Annotated in this window: 16 protein-coding genes; 5 read left to right on the forward strand and 11 right to left on the reverse strand. The window is 61.1% G+C overall.

Annotated elements, in window-relative coordinates; translation table 11 throughout:
- Positions 1-656 precede the first annotated feature (656 nt).
- On the forward strand, positions 657-3,461 hold the full coding sequence (locus tag BFL28_RS15905; protein WP_069321505.1) for a TonB-dependent receptor: 2,805 nt from the start codon (positions 657-659) through the stop codon (positions 3,459-3,461).
- Positions 3,462-3,599: 138 nt separating this feature from the next.
- On the forward strand, positions 3,600-6,470 hold the full coding sequence (locus BFL28_RS15910; RefSeq protein ID WP_079247210.1) for a glycoside hydrolase family 2 protein: 2,871 nt from the start codon (positions 3,600-3,602) through the stop codon (positions 6,468-6,470).
- Between the two features lie 591 nt (positions 6,471-7,061).
- On the opposite strand, the gene BFL28_RS15915 is transcribed toward BFL28_RS15910, so the two are convergent.
- The 5 genes from BFL28_RS15915 to BFL28_RS15935 form a co-directional block, all read right to left on the reverse strand.
- Positions 7,062-7,811, reverse strand: a complete 750-nt coding sequence (locus BFL28_RS15915; protein ID WP_206599134.1) for an SDR family NAD(P)-dependent oxidoreductase — start codon at positions 7,809-7,811, stop codon at positions 7,062-7,064.
- Positions 7,793-8,977, reverse strand: coding sequence for a mandelate racemase/muconate lactonizing enzyme family protein (locus BFL28_RS15920; protein WP_069321507.1), 1,185 nt, complete (start codon positions 8,975-8,977; stop codon positions 7,793-7,795). Before BFL28_RS15920 ends, BFL28_RS15915 begins: the two co-directional genes overlap by 19 nt.
- A complete protein-coding gene (locus BFL28_RS15925) occupies positions 8,970-9,854 on the reverse strand; it encodes a dihydrodipicolinate synthase family protein (RefSeq protein WP_158011668.1) in 885 nt (294 codons plus the stop codon). The genes BFL28_RS15920 and BFL28_RS15925 overlap by 8 nt, the downstream gene beginning before the upstream one ends.
- 84 nt (positions 9,855-9,938) lie before the next feature.
- Positions 9,939-10,832, reverse strand: a complete 894-nt coding sequence (locus BFL28_RS15930) for a 2-dehydro-3-deoxygalactonokinase (RefSeq protein ID WP_079247211.1) — start codon at positions 10,830-10,832, stop codon at positions 9,939-9,941.
- Positions 10,829-12,082 carry an MFS transporter gene (locus tag BFL28_RS15935; protein ID WP_069321510.1) on the reverse strand — a complete coding sequence of 418 codons (1,254 nt, stop codon included), beginning with the start codon at positions 12,080-12,082 and terminating at the stop codon, positions 10,829-10,831. Before BFL28_RS15935 ends, BFL28_RS15930 begins: the two co-directional genes overlap by 4 nt.
- Before the next feature lie 122 nt (positions 12,083-12,204).
- On the opposite strand from BFL28_RS15935, the gene BFL28_RS15940 reads away from it, so the two are divergent.
- Together BFL28_RS15940 and BFL28_RS21885 are read left to right on the forward strand one after the other, a co-directional pair.
- On the forward strand, positions 12,205-12,957 hold the full coding sequence (locus BFL28_RS15940) for an IclR family transcriptional regulator (protein WP_241527364.1): 753 nt from the start codon (positions 12,205-12,207) through the stop codon (positions 12,955-12,957).
- A 357-nt stretch (positions 12,958-13,314) separates the two neighbouring features.
- Complete coding sequence (locus tag BFL28_RS21885) at positions 13,315-13,440, forward strand: integrase core domain-containing protein (RefSeq protein ID WP_079247212.1); 126 nt, start codon at positions 13,315-13,317, stop codon at positions 13,438-13,440.
- Between the two features lie 330 nt (positions 13,441-13,770).
- Here BFL28_RS21885 and BFL28_RS15945 read toward each other — a convergent pair whose 3' ends face one another.
- From BFL28_RS15945 to BFL28_RS15960, 4 genes are read right to left on the reverse strand one after another with little or no spacing between them, the layout of a single operon-like run.
- Positions 13,771-14,523 (reverse strand): SDR family NAD(P)-dependent oxidoreductase, encoded by a 753-nt coding sequence (locus BFL28_RS15945; RefSeq protein ID WP_069321639.1) that lies wholly within the window; start codon positions 14,521-14,523, stop codon positions 13,771-13,773.
- Between the two features lie 22 nt (positions 14,524-14,545).
- Positions 14,546-15,397 (reverse strand): fumarylacetoacetate hydrolase family protein, encoded by an 852-nt coding sequence (locus BFL28_RS15950; RefSeq protein WP_069321512.1) that lies wholly within the window; start codon positions 15,395-15,397, stop codon positions 14,546-14,548.
- A gap of 25 nt (positions 15,398-15,422) precedes the next feature.
- Entirely contained in the window at positions 15,423-16,724 is a 1,302-nt protein-coding gene (gene eno, locus BFL28_RS15955; RefSeq protein WP_069321513.1) for a phosphopyruvate hydratase, read from the reverse strand.
- Positions 16,721-17,722, reverse strand: a complete 1,002-nt coding sequence (locus BFL28_RS15960) for a phosphotransferase family protein (protein WP_079247213.1) — start codon at positions 17,720-17,722, stop codon at positions 16,721-16,723. Before BFL28_RS15960 ends, eno begins: the two co-directional genes overlap by 4 nt.
- Before the next feature lie 90 nt (positions 17,723-17,812).
- Between BFL28_RS15960 and BFL28_RS15965 the strand changes: the two genes are divergently transcribed.
- Positions 17,813-18,853, forward strand: coding sequence for a LacI family DNA-binding transcriptional regulator (locus BFL28_RS15965; RefSeq protein WP_131818670.1), 1,041 nt, complete (start codon positions 17,813-17,815; stop codon positions 18,851-18,853).
- Here BFL28_RS15965 and BFL28_RS15970 read toward each other — a convergent pair.
- Positions 18,820-19,920 carry a formylglycine-generating enzyme family protein gene (locus tag BFL28_RS15970; protein ID WP_206599135.1) on the reverse strand — a complete coding sequence of 367 codons (1,101 nt, stop codon included), beginning with the start codon at positions 19,918-19,920 and terminating at the stop codon, positions 18,820-18,822. The two genes, BFL28_RS15965 and BFL28_RS15970, sit on opposite strands and share 34 nt — an antisense overlap.
- 3 nt (positions 19,921-19,923) lie before the next feature.
- The gene (locus BFL28_RS15975; protein ID WP_173655779.1) at positions 19,924-20,925 is read right to left on the reverse strand and encodes a zinc-dependent alcohol dehydrogenase; all 1,002 of its coding nucleotides are present in this window, start codon (positions 20,923-20,925) and stop codon (positions 19,924-19,926) included.
- Positions 20,926-20,943: the final 18 nt, after the last annotated feature.

Below are 20,943 nucleotides of genomic sequence, written 5' to 3' on the forward strand. Positions count from 1 at the left end.
GCGCCAGGGCCGCGCTACCGCCGCATGCGAACGATCCTTTTCCTATTCGTACCCGCATGGCCGAGCTGATGAGCGTGAAGTTTATCTGCGTGCACTCGCTGCCGCCTCAGCCTCGAATCCATCTGGCACCGGCATCGCATAGGGGTTTGGCGCACGCTAAAAGCTTGAATATGTCTTCAACCCGGCGACAGCATTTGTCGCCTCCAAGACTTGAACGCGATTCGAGCGATCCGGGTAAAGCGGTTGGCCGAGCTTAGCTGTACTCCAGCGGCTGCGGCCTGGCGTCGTCAGCGGAAGCTGAACTTATGGGGATAACTTCTTACTCCCCGAAGCAATCCAAACCCTGCCCACTGTTGCTATTTTAGCACGTTAACATAGAATTTCTGCGCTACAATCGGCTAAAGAGGACTGATGCCGCATTCGGGAGAGTCAGATGTATCATCTCGGGAATGGCTTCACGCCGCAGGCTCGTAGCGCATAATCCGTCGCTTTCACGCTTGGCGATTTGATCTGTGCTCTGGCTGGAGTTCCTGTTCCGACCAGCGCAGTGCGATAGCGCCCCTAGCATTGTACTGTTGCTAAAATAGCAAAGCGCGCGTAGGTTCTCACCAGCAAGCGGCTCGTAAGAGAGCTGATGCAGCTTTTGGGAGAGTCAGATGCGCCATCTTGGGAATCGCCATACAGCCACGCGCTTCGCGCTTTCGGTCCGTTACTTCATGCGTGGCGCTTCGATCTGTGCTCTGGCTGCAGCCTCCGTTCCGGCCCTGGCGCAGTCCGATGATGCGCCGCCCAGCGATCCGGAACAGCAGGCGAGAAGCGAAACGGACAATTCGATCGTGGTGACCGGTATCCGGCATAGCCTTTCGGGCGCGAGAAACATCAAGCGCAATACCGATCAGTTCGTGGATGCGGTTGTCGCAACGGACATCGGCAAACTGCCCGACGCAAATATCGCGGAGTCGCTTCAAAGGGTTTCGGGCGTGCAACTCGATCGCGGCATTGGCGAAGGTTCCAACATCTCGATTCGTGGGCTCCGCAACAACATCATCCTCGTCAACGGACGCGAGATTAACGATGCCGGTGGTCGGGGCAGCAGAGGGCCGGACACCATTGACACAGGCTCTTACAGCCTCCTGTCCATGCTTCCGTCCGAGCTGGTTTCCCGCCTGGAAGTGACGAAGCTAGCCGGGGCGGACATGATCGAAGGCGGTGTTGGCGGTGTGGTGAATATCATTACTGCCAAGCCGCTCGACAGATCGGGGTTCCGGGGGTCTGCCAGCCTCGAGGCCAAATATCACGATCTTTCCGGCGAATTGGGAGGCAAGGGCTCGTTTCTCGTTTCCGACACGTTCGCGAGCGACACGATCGGACTGCAGCTCAGCGGTACATATGGCAAGGCGGCCATACGTGAAGACGGGTTCCAAACCTTTAGCGGCTATGCCCGTCTCGACTTTCTCAATCGTCTGAATTTCACCGACATCAACGCTAGCAACGCCGTTACCGGGCCGGATGGGCAATTACTCGATCCTGACCCTAACGGCGATGGCGTTCTGGGTGTCTATCACTCCGATCCGCGGTTTTGGCAGATCGACGATGCCAAGACCCGCGCCGGTCTGAACTTCGTGGCGCAGTGGAGTCCGAGCGGTTCGTTCGGCCTCACCTATGACGCTCTTTTCTCCCATGTGAAATCGGACCGCGAACGGCGCTGGCTATCGAACACGATGGCGCTCTCTCGCCACACAAATGCCGTCCTGAACGAGGACGAAGTGCTGGTAAGCGGGGAAGTTGATGCGCTGCTTCTGACGAATGTGGAGTACGGGAGGTTCTCGAACCAGATCTTCACGCACGCGCTGACCGCCGATTGGGACATCAACGACAGGCTGAACGTGAAGGCAGAAGTGTCTGGCAATATGTCCGAAAGCTCATTCAACCAGAACTACTTCCGTATGAGCAACACGAGAAGGTTTTTGACACCTTATGACTTTACGCAAGACGTTCCGGCTATCGGAATAAATGGCGATGCCCTAAAAGATCGTGATTCGATGATAATGGACGTTGTATTCGATACGTTCGGCAAGAATACGACGGACGAGCTGGCGCTCCGCCTCGATTTCGACCACGAGCTCAGTCAAGCACTCACGCTCGAGTATGGGGCGCGCTTCTCCGCCATCGAAACAAACTTCACGCGGACCGAGCGCGATATAAGGCCAGGTGTTGCCGCCTCGGAGCTGCAGGATGCCGGGTTTCTGGAGGTTTGGGATAGTCCGGACTTTTTCGCCGGCGAAGCTTCGGGTCTGACGCGCAGCTACATCACATTGAACGAGAGCGTTAAGGCGGGCGTCTGCACCGCGATGGAAGATTTCTTCCGGGGTCACTCCAGTCCCGCGGTCGTTACCGCGTTCGAAAGTGGTCGCGGCGGCACGTTAGGCTGCGATACGTCTGCTCCCAGCGGGGTCAATAAAGTCAAAGACAAGTTCATTTCGGCATATGCGAAAATGAATTACAATATAAGCCTAGGCTCAATGCCCGTTTCTGGAAATATCGGCCTTCGTTATGTCGACCGAAATCTGACGACTTTGGGATCCATCACTATAGACGGCGTACCGGAACCGTTGGCCGTAGATGTTCACCAATCCGATTTCCTTCCTTCGTTCGTCGCGAAGTTCGAGCTGGCGGATAACCTGATTGCCCGCATTGGCGCGGCAAAGGTCCTGGCGTGGCCCAATACAGCCGCTGCCCGCAACGATCTGTTTATCTTCGCAAACGGCACCGGACGGGGCGGATCGCCCGAACTGGAGCCCTTCCGCGCCAACCAGTTTGACATTTCGCTGGAATATTACTTCGCGCGCGATTCACTGCTTTCGCTTGCCTACTTCAGGAAGAACATCGATTCTTTCATCATCAGCTCGTCCGATATTGAGCAGGTGCCCGAATTCCTGAACGAAGACGGGGCCGTGACCAATCAGGCGCTGATCACCCGGCAGATTAACGGTGATGGTGGGACCATCAGCGGCTTCGAAGCTCTTTACCAGCAAAGCTTCTCGATGCTGCCATCCCCGCTTGATGGACTGGGTGCGATGGCGACTTATTCCTACATCGACAGTTCAACGCCTTTCAAAGACCCGTTCGGCACGACCCTGCCGATCGCTGGCTTGTCGAAGCATAATGTCAACCTCGTCGCCTTCTGGGAAAAGGGCCCTGTCGGACTTCGGGCCGCCTATAACTGGCGCGACGAGTATCTCACCAGCCTGGGCTTCGAAGGGACCGGCATCTACGACGATGCCTATGCCGACCTGTCTTTCACCGCCTATTGGAACGTAACTGACCGGGTGAAAGTGAACTTCGAGGCGATCAACCTCACCAACGAACGCCGTCGGCAATACAATACCGTCAAAAGCGCAACGAGAAGCATCGTGGAATATGGGCCGTCCTACGCCCTGAGCCTATCGCTCGATTTCTGACTGGCCGGATCGCCCCTTGATGGGGCGATCCGCCTTCGTTTCTAGGCCTATCGGGGCCGGGATCAGAGTGCCGGTGGAAACGCGCTTGCCATCGACCCCAGCGAACCGGCACCTCATTCGTTTATTCGGAGCTAGTGCATGTCGCTGAAAGATCTTCGCCTCTTCCGAAATCTCGTAGCTTCTACGCTGGCGCTTCTGGCGGCGTTTGCAATGCCCCATGCCGCTTACCCGCAAGGCACCGCCGCGCGAGCGACCGAGGTGGTCGACCTGCACGGCAAATGGGCCTTCACGATCGATCCTTATCGAGCAGGCGTCGATGCGGGATTTTGGACGGCGCGGTACGACGACACCTCGTGGGACAAGATTGACGTTCCTGGGGTTTGGGACACCTACGACCGCTATCACGATTACACAGGCGATGCCTGGTATCGTTTTGCATTCGATACCGATCGATCGTGGGACGGGCAGAATGTGCGCCTCGTTTTCGATAGCATCTATCATGACTCGGAAATCTGGTTGAACGGCCGAAAGCTCGGTGAAAACAACCTCGGCTGGATACCGTTCAGCTTCGATGTGGACGAGCATCTGGCTCCGCGGGGGCACAAAAACGTCGTTGCCGTGCGCGTGAGCAACCGCTTCAATCGCGGCGCGGTGTGGAACTGGGGGGGCATCAGGCGCCCGGTATACCTGGAGGTCGCGCCACAAACGCGCATCGAGAAGGTTTATGTAACGCCGATGCCCGACCTTCAAACCGGTCGGGCGACGGTCGCGTTCCGAACGGCCGTGACCAATGATCGGCCTCAAAGCGTTTCCGCGGGCGTGGATTTGCAGATTCTTCGCGAAGGAGCGGTCGTTCACCGGGTTGCGGCCACCAGCCTGGCCAGCATCGCTTCGGGAAACACCGCGAATTTCAACCAGACCATCGAATTGCCCAAGGAACTGGTGGCTCTCTGGCATTTCAACGACCCCAACCTCTACACGATCGAGGCCACCCTTCGGGTAAACGGGACTCCGGCGCACTCGGTCTCGGACCGTTTCGGGATCCGCAAGGTCGAGGTGAGAGGTGAGGCGCTTTATCTCAATGGCGAGAAGGTGCGTCTCGTCGGGTTGAACATGGTTCCCGAAGACCGGTTTTCAGGCAACGCGCTGCCGCTCTCGCGGATCAAGGAAGACGTCGATCTTCTCAAATCCATGAGTGCCAACTTCGCCCGGCTTTCCGGCCCCGTTCTGCCGAAGGAGTATGTGAGCTATCTGGATGAAGTCGGGTTCCTTCTGGTCGAAGAAGTCGGTCTGTGGGGCAAGGATCGCTTGGTCGATCCGGATCACCCCTTACCCCGTAAGTGGCTCGAACGGCTGATCGACGATCATTACAACCACCCTTCGGTGATCGCGTGGAGCGTCGGCAACGAAATCGGGGACTTGACGAAGAATCCCAAAGCTAACGAATACGTCAAAGCCGCCACCGAATATGCGCGCGAACTCGATCCGACGCGTCTAGCAGTGTACATCTCCTTTTCGGCGGACTTTCAGGATAATGATCCGGCACAATATTCGGACATCGTCATGTTCAATAAATACAAGGACCATGCCGAGCGTCTGGAGGTGGTTCACAAATACCACGAGGGTAAGCCGATATTTTTCTCCGAAATCGGGATGAGCCTCGATTCAGAAGATCCGAACCTGTCGTTTATCGACCCATCCGCCATGATGGCCGATCTGCGCAAATTTCCCTATCTCATCGGAACGTCGTATTTCGCATTTTCAGACTATCGCAGCAACTGGATCGACAGCAAGCCGACCTGGACGACGCCTCTTTCCGAAAACCGGACCTGGGGCGTGCTGACCGCCTATCGCAAGCCGAAACGGGCCTTTTACGATATTCAGCGGTTCTATGCTCCTGTCGAAACGTTCGAACTGGACGAAAATGGCGTGGGCTCTTACACGGCTCGTATAAAGCCGCGGGGGCGTGATACATTCCCTTCCTATTCCATGGCGGATTACCGGCTCGCCTGGGTGGCGAAAGACATCGAAGGGAAGGCGGTTTCCGCCGGGATCGTCCCTATTCCCGAACTCGATCCCGGGGCCCCGCAAATCGAACTTCCCATCAGGACAACCGCAAACTTTGCCCGGCTTTCTCTCAACCTGCTCGATCCGTCGGGCTACCGGGTTCATTCGACCAACAAGGATGTGGTTGCTCCCCTGCCGCCCAAGGTCCGGGCAGTGCATACGTCCGTCGATACGATACGCGTGACGTTCGAGCCGTCACCCACAGCCGCGGAACATCAACTGATCGCTATCGCCCCTGACGGGACGCGGCACGAGAGCCCGCCGACCATCAACGACTTTGTCGAGATCGCGAAGCTCTCCCCGGAAACGATGTACAGGCTCGAGCTTCGCGCCCTGAACGGCGCAGGATCGAGCGCGCTGGCCCAAGTCGGGCTCGAGGCGAGCACCAGCCCGGACGAACTGCCCCCGGTGATCTGGGACACGTTCGGCCGCAAGGATGCATTCCATATCGGCTTTTCGTCGGACATTCGCGATTTCAGGTACGAGATCCGATATGGCGTGGCACCCGGCAATTACCTCCGGTCCCACCTCATCGAAACACACGGTGCAACTCGCGTTCCGGCCATCAAGCCGGGGGCCGATCATTATTTCCAGCTCCGGAGGCTGGTGCGCGGCAGCGTCGACAGCGAATGGACTGCCGAGCGCAAGGTAGCTCTGGAGGGCGATGCCGGACTTCCCCCACCTGCCAACGCGTTTGCCATACGCTACGATGGCGGCATCGTGGTCGCTTTCGATCCATTGCCCGGCGCGACAAGCTACGTCATCCGCGCGCGGGGCAAGGGCGGTGTCTCGGTAAAGACGCGCCTTGCATACTCGCCCTTCGTAACGATCGAGAATGTTGAACTGCGCAATGCTTCCGGCTTAACCATCGCAACAGTTGACAATGAAGGAAAGCTCGGTGTTGCAGCGCCACTTCCCATTGTGGGGGCACGGGCAGACTGACGTCGCGCAGCCGTGCGAACGTGCCCCCCCCCCCCGCGCAACCTCCGGCTGCTAGCAAGCCGCCGGGCGAGAGCTGCACACTCCTTTACTCTTTGTTCTATGCGAGACCGGGCTTAGGGCAGCTTGGTTTGGACCATGGATCCTCCGACGATCGCGAACGATCCGGCGACAGCCATGGTCGGTGCGGTGCCTCCGGGCGATCACTGAAAGCGCGACGATGATCGAGTCTTTTCGAAGCGATGCTGAGCGCAACGTTCGCGTTTCCGACGACTCCATGTCGCGGACTCGGGAATAAGCGCGAGCATGATCGAGGCAAGATTGAACGGATGCGGCACTCTAGCCAATGGCCGTTTCGCAACACCGGCCGGCCTGATGTTCAAGCGAGACGACCGCGCAGTCCATTGGGATCAGCCCAAGCTGGCTGTCTTGCGCCATCTGCTCGATCGCGACAGTCACATAAGTGGCCGTTGGCAAGCTCAAGCCTTAGACCGATCATCGGGCTTATCGTTCGAGTGCAAACGTCATATATGGCTGGTGTAAAGGGCTTACCGTAAGGCGCAGCAAAGGACCGCTTGCTCGCGACCCAAAGCCTTAGACAACGCCGCCATCCACGATGATGGTTTGCGCGGTTATTGCGCGCGCGCTGTCCGAACTTAGCCACAGCGCGGTGGCGGCGATGTCTTCTGGCTGAATCAGCAGTGGGACGCATTGGATCGCTCGCGTGTCTGCAATCCATGCCTCGTCGACTTGGTCCAGCGCGCGCTGGGTGAATACCCGCCCCGGCGCGATTGCATTGACTCGTATATTGGCTCTGCCCAGATCGCGGGCCAGACCGCGCGTCAGCCCGATGATCCCGGCCTTAGCGGCATGATAGGCGGCGAGGTCGCCGGCAATCTTCATGAAGGCGGTGGAGCTCAAATTCACGATCGCCCCCCCGCGCGCAATCCGCATGCCGGGCGCGACCAGCCGCGCAAGATGCAGATGATGGTCAAGATTCAGCGCGAGCATCTCACGAAACAGATCCGGGTTGAGATCGTCGACGGGAATGCGGCGGTCGCTTCCCGCATTGTTGACCAGAACGGTCACGGGCCCGCGCGCGTCGATCGCCTGCGCAACCACCTGTGCCGTCGCATAGGCATCGGTGAGGTCACAGACCAGGGCGACCGCCTCGGGGGGCAAATCCTCATGTACCGTCTCGCTACGGTCGATCACAGTCACCCGGGCACGCGCGGCGGCAAAGCCACGGACGATCGCCCGTCCAATGCCCTGTGCACCACCCGAAACCAGAACATGCCGCCCGGTAAGTTCAGGGAAGACAGCGCTCATCGCGCCCGCCGCCATATGCCAATCTGCGTCATCAACTCGAATGCCTGCGCATTCGGACGTACGCCGTGACCCGTCGTCTCGGGGATGTCGAACGCCCCCGCCTCGCACGTTGCGATGCCATCGAGCAGCGCGCCGTTGCGATGATAGATGGTGTGTTGAAACTCATGGCTGCTGGCGCCCGCCGCCAGCGACGCGCGCACGCTCGCCGCCATGAAGATGCCGAGGCCGATGGTGGCGTGCGGGATGATTTGCGCGCCCTGCCGATTGGCCAGCGCGGCGATGCGCATGAACTGGGTGATCCCGCTATGCCCCATTTCGGGCTGAACGATGCGGCAGCATTCGAGCCGTGTGCGATAATCCCATTCGGTCCGCCATTCTTCGCCAAGCGCGATCGAGTGGACCGCCTTATCCGCGATCCCGCGCTGGGCAGCAATGTCCTCCGGCACGGTCGGCGCTTCAAGGAACCAGGGGCGATGAGGAACAAGCGCGCGGTCGAGCGCCAGCGTCTCGCTGGCAGTCAGCGTCCAGTGCAGATCAAGCGCGATCCGCTGATCCGCGCCAAGGCCGGCCCTCAGCGCCGCGATTTCACCGACGACATCGCCATTATCGGTGGCGCTGACCGGAATTTTAACACTGTCGAACCCGCGACACTGCCATTCGCGCCCCATCTCCACGCGCTGCGCGGTGGACGCGCCGGCAAGTCCGGACACATAGCAGGGCAATCGCCCTGCCCCCGCCCGTCCGAGGCTGGCTTGCAGGCTTTCACACCGGCGCCGCGCATGCAAATCCCACAGCGCAATATCGAGCGCGGCGAGCGTGTCCGCCAGATAACCGCCCCAATAGCCGCGGTTGCGCTGCAACGCATAGGCAGCGTCCCAGAAATCCGACGGATTTTCGGGCGCGCGCGCACCCAGCAGCGGCCCGAACAATTCTCCGACGAGCTCGGCGACAATTTTCGGCGCGACCAGCCCATAGGTTTCGCCCCATCCTTCCGCGCCATTGGCGTCGACGATCCGGATGACGACCGAGCGATCTGCGGTCGGATATACAGTACCGTTGAACCGGCGGACGAAATGATATTGGCCAAGCGCGACGTCGCGGTCATCGAGCGTGCCCATATAGGAGTCATCGCTGGGGCGGCGAAATTCGAATATTTCGATCAGATCGACAGGCTCAGCCATCCGATTTTACTCCATTTACCGGCAGCCGCATAAAGTATTCCAAAACCAGTCGCCGCGTCACCTCATCGAGTTGCGGAAGTGGCTCGCGCACTTCGTCCGTCGCGATGATGCCGCGATGTTTCAGGACCAACTTGGTCAGGCGCATACGATACGACGCCTGAAGCAACAGCAAGGGAAGGCTCGCCTGATATAGCTCGAAGGCTGCGTCACGTCGCCCTTCGCCATAGTCGCGCAGCATCGCGACGTGCAGTTCGAGCAATTCCATCGCGGGCATCGTCGCGATCACGCCGCGTTCAAGCTCCTCGAACAAAAATCGGGCGCCCCCGCCGCCGATGACACCGTCGAGCGCATCGGCTCCGCTTGCAACCAGCGCACCGACCTTCGGCCCTGGCGGCACCGCTTCCTCCTTTACATAGCGAACCGCATCCACCGCACCTGCGATGTCCAGCATCTCCTCGACCAAGAGGTCAGCCCCGCGCGGCTTAACCAGATTTTGCAGAATGATTGGAAGGCCGCCGGTCGCTGCCGCCAGCTCCTGATAGCAGCTGGCATAGCCCTTCGCCGCCATGGTCGGCACGGCCATCGCCATTATTCCGGCCACCCCGGTTTTCGCCATCCATTTGGCATTTGCCACCATGTCGCCGAACTCTGCGGCATTGACGCCGCCAACCACTGCGATCCGTCCGGCCGCAGCCTCGACCACCGTGCGCATCGAGGCGCACCGTTCCACGTCATTCAGCTGAACGTCCTCGCTTGCCACGCCGGGATAGACGATCGCGCCTGCGCCGCAGCGCACAGCATAGTCCACCAATGCGTGAAGCGATGCATGATCAACTGCTAAATCGCGGGTGAACGGCGTCGGTACGACCGGCAACACTCCGGCAAATCCTACATTCAACTCTTTTCCCCATTCTCAAGTCATACGATGCTACATGGCAGATTTCGGTACCGACTCTTTCGGTCAGACGCGCAGCCGCATAAATCCCCAGGCGGCGCTGTCGCGATCGAGCAGTATCGCCCGCACGCCGCGAAGCGAGAGCGCAGAACAGTAAAGCTCTACTATTGGATGGCTTCCGCTGAGCAGCACGCAGTCATGGTCCTCGGTATTCAGCTCGCGGATTTCGGCACCGATCAACAAGCCCCATAACTGTGAGGCGGCTTGCGCAGGCGCGATGCGCCCGGCCAGAATTGCCGCGCGCACCGAGAATATGAGCCGAGCCAGCCCGCCGCCCTCCATGCCGCGCACCACGGCATCGCGAAACGTTTCGTCATCGGCAGGCGGCTTCTCGAGATGGCTGGCGAGAATACTATGTTCACTGATGATGGTGGCGAGCTCGACTGTCATTGCCGTATGGAAAGACTGGATCGCATCCTTGCCCAATTCGATCCACTTCCCATGCATGCCGGGTGCGGAAAGCAGCAGGATGCGCTGACCCGGGTGCAATTCCAGCGCGCCCAGCGCGCCCACCTCCTCGCCCCGCAGCATGTCACGGTCACCAAAGCGCGAGAGGCATGCAAGGCCCGGAACGATCACGACCGGAATGTCACCGACCTGGTGATGCTGCAAACGCCGGCGCAAATCCTCCGGAGTCGCCGGGCAGGAAACGCGGCCAGCCTCTGCCCAGCCGAGCGGAGAACCAATCATGCCCGCTAGCCATACGGGCTCGTTCGCGTCTCGCTGGCCGGAAATATCGGCGCATATCCGCGCGAGCCAATCGCTCATGCCCGCACGATCGAGATCGGCCATCCGAATGGCATGTTCCTGACGGGCGATCGTGTTTCCCGCTTCATCGATCAAGCGAGCGACGACTCGGGACGTGCCCCATTCCAAGGCTGTGAACTGCCGCGCGCTCATTGCGTAGCGCCGTCCGTCAGTTTCCTGCCTGTAGTAGCGAACCAAGCTGCAAAAATCGCCACGGGATAGGCGATGGCGATAACTAGGAACATCGGGCGATAGGTCAGCGTCTCGACCAGCTGCCCCACCAGATAAGTCGACGCGATGGTGACCAGCCCGCTGAATACTGAGCCAATCGCCAAGACCTTGCCGATATGACGGGCGGGATATAGATCGACCGGAAGCGCCGTCTGATTAGTGACCCAGGAGGTGTGTAGAAAGGCGATCAGCGCGCCAAGGCCGATCGAAATCCAGACTGCAGGCTCAAGCGCGTTGAGCGCGCCGATTGGCGCCAGCACCGCCGTCATCGCCATGGTGACAACGCGCGCCCGCGCGGCGGCAATGCCCCGGCGGACCAGCCAACCAGACAACAACCCGCCGCCTACCGCTCCCAAACCGGCCGCGGCATAGACGACCCAGGCGGAGCCAGCCATGCGCTCAAGGCTAAGTCCACGCTCGTCGGTCAGATATTTGGGAAACCAGAACAGATAGAAGAACCAAACCGGGTTAGTCAGCGCGAGCGAGAATGAGAAACCCCACACCCCGCGCGTGCGCGCCACCTCCCGCCAGCCGCGCCAACCGCTTGTATCGACGGGTTCCGCGTCGATGGTCGGCTGCGCATCGCTTGCTTCGGGGGGGATTCGCGATTTCCGATATAGCGCAAACCAGGCAATGACCCACAGTACCCCGACGAGACCGGTGACGATGAAGGTGGTCCTCCAGCCCACCGACAGCAACAACGCCGTGACGACAAGCGGGGATATGGCCGCGCCGAAATGCGCTGCCGAGGAATAGATCCCGATTGCGAGCGCCCGCTCGCTCTTGGGAAACCATTCACGGACCAGCTTGGGCGAGGCGATCCACCCGCCGGCCTCGCCTAACCCTAGGGCAAAGCGCGCGGCGCCCAGCTGGAAAAGATTTTGCACCAGCCCTGTCAGGCCGCTGGCGAGCGACCACCAGCCGACAAAGAACGCCATACCCCAGCGCGGCCCCACCCGATCAACAAGATACCCCGACAGAAGCCCGCCGAGCATATAGGCGACGAGGAACGAATTGACGAGCGCGGCATAACCGGCGTCGTCGACGGCGAGGTCCTGCTGAACCGATCCCGCCATCAGCGCCAGGGTTTGCCGATCGAGATAATTGAGGAAGGCAGCCATCGCCAGCAGGCCGCAAATCACCCATCGAAAGCTCTTGCCTCGAAACTTCATCTGCTCTCCGTCTCGGATGTGGCTGTTGCGTTAATAGCAACAGATGTCAACAGGCGGATTTTACTCGCTGCGGGTTGAACGAAAGGCCGGTTGCTCGATAGGTCAGTGAATCGCGTGTCGTCTTGCCTCGCGACCTGTCACGAAAGTTCACGGCCGAAATGCTCAATGCCCAACCGAATTTCAGCTTGATCGACGGGATCACCGTTCTTCAGGCTCTCGCAACGTCGGAGGCGCCTGTTGGCAGCCGGGAGCTTGCCCGGCGCCTCAACCTCGAAACCACGCGCGCCAACCGTCTGTTGCGAACTTTGGCCTATATGGGCATTGCCCGGCAGACTGCGGACCGCAAATATGTGCCCGGTCCTGGCATGTTCGTGCTCGCCGCACAGAGCCTGTTCGCTTCCGGCGTTATCAAGAACGCGATGCCGCATCTGGAGTCTCTGCGCCGGTTCAATCTTACGGTCGCCTTCGGCGTGCTGTGGCGTGATACTGTCAGCTATCTGTATCACGCCCCGCCGGGCATGCCGTCGGTCGAGGCGTTGGGGCGCGTCGGCGTCTATCCTGCGAGCAAAGGTGGCATCGGGCTCGTGCTGCTTGCCTCAAACAGCGAGGCGCAGGTGCGGGCTTTATATGCTGAGCGCGAGATACCCGGGTTCGATACGCTAGACACGCTACTCACCGAGCTGCACAAGATCAGGATCGACGGCTACATTCAGCATCCTGTGACGGGAAAGCCAGGCGAGCATACGCTTGCGATTGCCGTGGGCAGCCCGCCGCACGCGGCGGTCGCGCTTTCGGGCTGGATACCTAGAGGCGCCACGGACGAATTGCTGGAAGCACTTCGCGCGGTGGCGATGTCGATCCAGATGTCCAGCTGACAAGCCGCCCGGCTACGGCTGATCCGGAGCGCGTGCTGCATGCCGTCCCGCTGTTGAAATGCGCTGAAGCTATCCGGGCCGCGCGACCTCGCGATGGTGGCCCTCGGCGGCTCGCACGCTGAAGCGCAGGCGATCGATGTTAATCAGGGCACTAAGGGAGCAGGTGGCTGCGGCGCTGGCGCGGATCACGGCTGATCGCGGGGTGCCCGGGACGAACCGTATGGACAATGCCCGGAGTCTATCTCGAGGGATCTCGGTTTAGGCTTATCCGCATGATGGGGTGTTGGACTTCGGCCGCTCCGGCAAGCCGACCGACCACCCCTTCATCGACTCGTTCGACGTTGAGTTCCGGGCGCAATGCCCGAACCAGCACTGGTTCATGAGCCTCGACGACGCAGGCGAAAATGCGAGGCCTGGCGCAGAGACTATAACGAGATGCGACCACATAGCGACATTGGCAATAAGGTGCCAATACGCCGGTAAACCGATCAGGGCACAGGCCGGCCCGGGTCGGCAGAAGCTGGATGACACCCAGCCGGGTGGTCAGGAGCGGGCAACATCTGAGAATGCCGATACCAGCGTAGATAAGAGACCGGGGGACCTTAAAGTGAGATTGAGCCCGTCACGACGACGCAGGTCCTCACCGGGCACGGGAGCAGGTGCTCAACGCGCGGCATGACGGTTCAGCGGCCGTGAACGCTCCTCGTAATGATCTCTCTAAGCGCCGAGTACAGCAATTGAGCGGTTGCAAAACCCATCTCGCCAGATGGTAGAGGACTGCCTTTTCGCGGGATGTACGGCGCGGCCTGCTGGTCAATAGGTCGTCCGCCCGCCTGACATATCAAATGTTGCCGCGGTGGAAAAAGTCGCGCGGTCGGAGGAGAGGAAGCATATCATCTCCGCTACCTCGTCTGGCGTACCCGTACGGCCCATCGGGATCTTGGAAACCATGTAGCGGATTTGATCCTCGCTCACGTCATTGAGCATTTCGGTCGCGATAACGGCCGGCGTAATGGTATTCACCGTGATGTTCGTGTCGGCCAATTCCTTGCCAAGCGCCTTGGTCAAGTTGATCACCCCCGCTTTCGAAGCGGAATAGGCCGAGGCATTGGGATTGCCTTCCTTGCCCGCGACCGATGCGATCGTAACGATCCGGCCATAGTTCTGCCGGCGCATATGCGGCACAACCGCACGGCAGCACAGGAACACGCCGCCGAGATTAACGCGCATAACCTGGTCCCACACATCGGGGGGAAAGCTCTCGACCGGGGCATTGACACCGGCGATACCCGCCGCTGTGACCAGGATGTCGATCCCGCCCATCAGTGCCACCGCCCGCTCGGTCACGGCGGCGACCTCGTCCGCATCCGCGACATCCACCGTCTGGGTATGAAGGCTTCCCGTCGGAGCAAGCTTGCGCTCCACTTCCGCCAGCTGCTCGGCGTTGCGGTCCCACAGGCTCACAGTTGCTCCGCGCGCCAGCAGCATCCGCGCCGCCACAGCGCCCACGCCGCGCGCCCCGCCCGTGATGACCGCACGCTTGCCCGCAAATTCCCGGCTGCTCATGTTGTTCTCCTGCTGCCGCTCGTCAGGCAAGCGGCTCGACGGTCTGGGCCTGTTCATCCAAGCCTTCGATGCCCAGCGTCACGCAATCACCCGCCTTCAGCCATTGCGGCGGCTTCATACCCGCGCCCACGCCCGGTGGCGTGCCGGTGCAGATCAGATCGCCAGTCTCCAGCCGTGTAAATTCACTCATATATGAAACGATGGTCGCGACGTCGAAGATCATCCTGGACGTACTGCCCGTCTGCTTGCGCTCCCCGTTGACGTCGAGCCACATGGACAGCGACTGCACGTCGTCCACGGCTTGGCGCGTCACCAGATGCGGCCCGACCGGACAGAAGTTCGGGAAGGACTTGCCCTTCACCCACTGACCCTCGCGCTCCATCTGCCATGCGCGTTCTGACACGTCGTTCACCAGCACATAACCGAACACATATTCGAGCGCAGCGTCGGGCGACACGTTCAGCGCCGCTTTGCCGATCACGATTCCAAGTTCGACTTCCCAGTCGAGCTTGGTCATTTGCGGCGACATCAGGATCGGATCGTTCGGTCCGCAATAGGTGACGGCCGCCTTGTTGAAGAGGATCGGCTCCTTCGGAATCGCCATCCCCGCCTCTGCCGCGTGGTCGCTATAGTTCAGGCCGATGCACCAGATCGTCCCTGGCTGCGCCATCGGCGCGTCGATCCGCCGGCCGGTCAGATCGACCAGCGGCAGCGATGTGATTTCAGTTGCCGCAATCCGCTCGATCAACGCATCGCCAAGCGTTCCTGGCCCAAGATCGGGCACCAGGGTAGAAATATCCCGGGCGCTGCCGTCAGCATCGAGGATGCAAGGCACGACCCTCCCGCCCCCCATGTCTACCCGAAGAAACCGCATGTATAATTCCTTTCGCTCATCTGCCTCAGGGCCGCTTCGCGCCCCACCAAGTTCCCCCGATCGGACGTCCGCCGACGAACGCGCCCATCCCCGCCTGTCCCTGAAAGCGCAGGCATTCGTTCCATTTCGCCATCCGTTCGGACCGCGCGAACGAGCCGACTTTCAGCTGTCCGGCATCAAGCCCCGCCGCGAGGTGACAGATCGACACATCCTCAGTTTCGCCCGATCGTGCGGAGACCAGCGTGCCAAAGCCCCGCTCCTGAGATGCGCGGAGCGCCTCAATCGTCTCGGTCACCGTGCCGGCCTGATTGACCTTGATGAGCGAAGCGTTGCAGCCGCCCGCGTCTGCTGCAGCCTCGATCAGCCTTGCATTGGTGACGAGATAATCATCGCCGACGATCTGGAGCCGGTCGCCCCAGCGCGCGGTGAAGGCGCGCATGCCTTCCGGGTCGCGCTCCGATGCGGGATCCTCGATCGATACAATGGGATAGCGATCGACCCAATTGCCCAACCGCTCGAGCCACTCGCCGCTATCCAGTTCAAGTCCGTCTAGGCCAAGGATGTAGCGGCCGTCGCGCTCGAACTCGGACGCCGCGACATCGAGCGAGATGACGACGCGCTCGCCGGGCACCTCACCTGCCGCCTCGATCGCCTGGACCAGCAGCTCGAGCGCCTCCTCGTTGGTCGAAACCGTCGGCCACCATCCGCCTTCATCCGCGACCCCAACCGCCCCGCCGCGCGCCTCCATAAGCCGGCCGGCAGCGTGATAGACCGCGTTGGTGACTTCCATGACCTCCTCGAGATCGTCTGCGCCGGGCACCATGATCATGAAATCCTGGATATCCACGCGCCGCCCGGCATGCGCGCCCCCGCCAAAGATCTGAATCTCCGGCAGCGGGATGGTGGGCGTCGCGTCGTGCCCGTCGGCCAGGTAACGCCATAGCGGCAAACGGGCGCTGGCCGCAGCGGCGTGCAATATTGCGAGCGAAACCGCGACGATCGCGTTGCCGCCAAGCTCCGTCTTGAGCGGTGTGCCGTCCAGCGCGAGCATGGCCGCATCCACGCCGGCCTGATCCGCCGCGGGCATGCCCCGCAGTCGTGCTGCGATCGGCCCGTTGACGTTGGCGACGGCGCGCGAAACGTCTTTGCCACCGAGGCGCTCGCCCCCATCCCGAAGCTCGATCGCCTCGCGCTCGCCGCGCGACGCGCCGGACGGCGCGATCGCACGCCCGATGCTGCCGTCGGTGAGCGTCACTTCGGCTTCAACGGTCGGGTTGCCGCGCGAATCCCACACGCGGCGACCAAGTATCGATTGGATGGTGCTCATGCGCGTCGCGCCTCCAGTCGGGTAGCGATGTGCTCAATGGTGGCAGCTGGACGGTCGATCAGATCAAGTGCGATGGAGCGGACGGTCTGTTTCGCCTCGGCATGCAGATATTCGACCGGCGATTTGCCATCGACTCGCGCCAACAGCAGCAGTGGGGCCAGATCAGCAACACGCCTCTCCAGCGCCGCCACCGGCTCCCAATCGAGATGCTCGCAATAGCCGTCCCATAGCGCCCGCGCGGCGCGGAGCAGCGCTGCATTGCTGTCGGGAATGTGCACCCACTTCAAGAGCAGGTGGTTGAGGCAGAAGCCGATATCAAACGCGGGATCCCCCATCGTGGCGCATTCGGCGTCGAGCAGCACCGGCACTCCGTCGCGCACTAAAATGTTCTTGGGGCTGACATCCCCATGAATGAGCGCGATCCGACAAACGCGGTATTGTTCAGCCAGCGCCAGCACCCGCGCTTCGAGCTGCGGATATGTTGCGATCAGATGGATGAAATAAGGCTCGACGCGGAGCGCGAAGAAATCCTCTGCCGTGCCGAAACGGTCGGGGTCTAGCACGCGGCCCGCGGATGCGGCGTGGAGGCGACCGAGCAGCCTGCCCGCTTCCCGCGCAATCCCGGAATCGACCCTGCCGGCAACCAGTTCATCTTTCCAGTTGCGAGCTCCTCCGGCAACCATCTCCATGGCAAAGCCCTGTTCGCGCTCACTATGGCCATATAGTCGCGGCACCGAGTCCGGCGCCACAGAGGCCGCAAACTGCAGCCACGCATATTCCGTGCGATTGCGGTGGATGGGCGCCTCCCATCGAGCCGCCACTCGGAGCACTTCGAGGGCGAACTTTGCGCAATATGCCTGACCGTCGACATCGACGCGAAGCACGTCCGACGACACTCCGCCCGTCAGGCATGTTGCGGCAATCACGGCCTGAGGCCCTGCGAGGCCGAGCTCTTGCATCAGTCGCCGGCATCGTTCGATCAGTTCCGGGTGAACCATCTCAAATCCATTGTTCACGTGAACAATGGCGCTATTGCGTCTTTGCGGATATCATTGCAAGCAAATAGTTCCCCGTCAGAAAGATCTGCTGTGCCGGCCAAGGTAACTGTCAAGACACTCGCTCGGGAGCTCGGCATTTCGCACATGACGGTATCGCGCGCGATCAACGATCATCCCAATGTCAGCGTCGATATGCGCGAGCGGGTCCTGAAACTGGCGCTCGATCGGGGCTACATCCAGTCGTCCGCCGCCAAGGCGCTGCGCGGGATGAAATCCGGCACGATCGGGCTGCTGCTGCCCAATATCGTCAACGACTTCTACGCCCGGTTCGCCCAGGCCTTTGGCGACCTGTGCGCAGCGCGGCGGCTTAACCTCGTTATTCATCTGACAAGCGAGGACCCCGAGCGTGAGCGGCAGGCGCTCGAGCAACTGCGCGGGTTGCACGCCGATGCTGCGATCATTGTTCCCACCCTGGCAGATGAGGGACGGGCAGCGGAAACCTCCGGGGAAACCATACGTCGTCTATACTTGATCCGAAGCCCGGCGGTGCCACGGCCTGCGCAATTCGTAGGCATCGATGATACCGCCGCGATCGACGAAGCGGTGGTGCACCTCGTCCAGCGCGGGCATCGCTTGATCGCATTCATCGGTCCGTCCTTGGCGCTGTCGTCGGGACGCGGCCGGCGGGAAGCGTTCGCGCGAGCGATGGCTGCTGCGGGCCTCTCGCCCAGCGATGAGCGCACATTGTCCGGACCTGCCGTCTACGATCACGGTCGGGACAGCGTACGTAAATGTCTGGCACTCGAGGTTCCGCCCACTGCAATCCTGTGCGCCGGCGTTGAGATCGCCCGAGGCGCGCTTGAACAACTGCTGGAGAACGATGTGCTCCTCGGCGAACAACTGGCGTTTATCGGCTATGGGGATCCCGCCGTCTATCGTTGGCTCAATGGCGGCGTCTCGACGATCGGCCTCCCCACCGAAGCCCTCGCGCGATCGACGTTCGAACTGGCCCTCTCAGACGACCCGACGACCGAAGCTGCAATTCAGCACCGAGCCAGGCTGATCATCCGCCGCTCATCGGGACCGACCGAACCGAGTCACGCTCCACGCGCTGCCTCGGCGGTGTCATAGACCAGGCGGAATCCGACATTGCTGGCGCCCATGCCGCTATCTCGACCCGTCCGCGCAGCGGGGCGATAGCGCCGGCAATAGTTGGGCGCGCAAAGATAGGACCCGCCCTTGATCACGCGCGACGGCATGCCTGGATTGCCCGGATCATAAGCGTCATTCTCGGATGGGCCCTTGGGATCGCGCGTCGGCCTGGCTGGATCGTGACCTGGCGCATAGAAATCGCTGGTCATTTCCCACGCGTTGCCGACCATGTCATAGAGTCCGAGCGCATTGGGCGCGAAACAGCCAACCGGGGCGAGGCCTTCAAAATCATCGGTCTTTTCATTCGCGACCGGGAAGACGCCCTGCCAGCTATTGGCCTCTGCCGGTTGGGCGATGTAGTCGGGCTGGCCGGCCTTGGCCGCGAACTCCCATTCTGCCTCGGTCGGAATTCGGCCGCCGCGCCACTTGGCAAATGCCGCCATATCGGCATAGGCCAGATGCACCACCGGCTCATTGGGGCGATATTCAGCACCGGTCGGACCGTAAGGCCTGCGCCAGCTTGCGCCCGGCACATATGCCCACCAGTCGCTATAGCGGTTACTGGCGCGCGAAGGTTTGGTGAACACCGCCGACCCCGGCTTCAGCATGTCGGGCGGAATCTGCTCCGCTGGAACCTGGAAAATGTCGGGGTCGACTGGCTTCTCAGCCACCGTCACATATCCAGTTGCCGTTACAAACGTTGCGAAGGCGGCGTTCGTCACCTCGCCGCGGTCGATCCAGAAGGGGCTGACCTCGACCATGCGGACCGGCCCCTCCTCGGCGTAAACACCCGATTGTCCCATCTCGAACTTGCCGCCCGCGACCTCAACCGCGCTCGCCGCCTTTTCGCTGGCGCATCGGCGCGCCAACCCTGAGGTTCCGTCCATCTGCGCGACTGCATTGTCCGGTTCCGCGCCGCCGCACGCCGATAGCGCAGCGAAAGCCGAAACAATCGCCACGCCAGCGACGGCCTTGCCATATGCCGTGCACGTGGCGAATGAGCCTGCGAGCGGGAACGAGCGAACAAAGCCGATCAAAGTACTCAACATTTATCCGTCAGCGAGCTGAATCTTACCAACCGCCGTTCCACTGAATGCAAGTTCAAACGCCTGCTCGATCTCACTCAGCGCAAACACTCGTGCGATCAACTTGCCGAAGTCAAACTGTCCACGCGCGATCACCTCAACCGCCTCGCGAAATTCCCGATTGAACTGAAATGATCCAATCAAGCTGATCTCCTTGAGCATGATTCGCTGTAGCTCGGGCGCGGTCGAGCCGGCTTGCAGATTGGACAGGACGACGACTCTACCTTGGCGGCGTACTGACTGAAACCCCTGATTGAGCGCCACGATGCTGCCGCTTGCCTCGATCACGCAATCATAGGCGCTGTCGGCCGGGGGCTCGCCCTCGCCGATGACGAAGCCTTGGCTTGCGCCGATTTCACATCCGCGCTCGACTGCCTCCGAGCGTAGGTCGGAGCAGTGAACGGTCGCTCCGCGCGAGGCTGCCGCAATAACGCTCAGCAACCCCATCGGCCCGCACCCCAATACGAGCACGCGTGACCCCTCACCCACTTCACCCAGCGTGGCGGCGTGGAGCGAGCAGGCCAGCGGTTCGGCAAAGGAGAGATGCTCAGCCGCCACTGGCGACGAAACCGGGATGCAACATTCCGCCGGAAAGTCGATTACGCTGCGGAAGAATCCATCGACATGTGGATAGGTCAGCGCGGAGCCGGGAAAGCGCTTTGCGGTACAAAGATTTTCGTGCCCGCGACGACACGCATCACATTGGTGGCAGGCAATAATGGGGTTAAGCGCTACCAGCGCGCCGCTGGCTAGGTCGCTCCCATTCGGATCGACGACATGGGCGCTGGCTTCATGACCGAGCGTGACCGGGTTTCGCAGTGGAAATCCGGCATTTCCGAAATGCCGGAAATAATGCATGTCGGTGCCGCAGATGCCGGCGCGTGCGAGCTTCAGCCGCACCCAGCCAGGCGGCGGGGGCATGGCCGGCTCACCCGGCATGACGGTGACTTCGCCGGCGGCGACCAACTGGGTGACTTGGTTTTC

Source organism: Sphingomonas turrisvirgatae, assembly GCF_001721295.1.
GTDB classification, from domain to species: Bacteria; Pseudomonadota; Alphaproteobacteria; order Sphingomonadales; family Sphingomonadaceae; genus Sphingomonas; species Sphingomonas turrisvirgatae.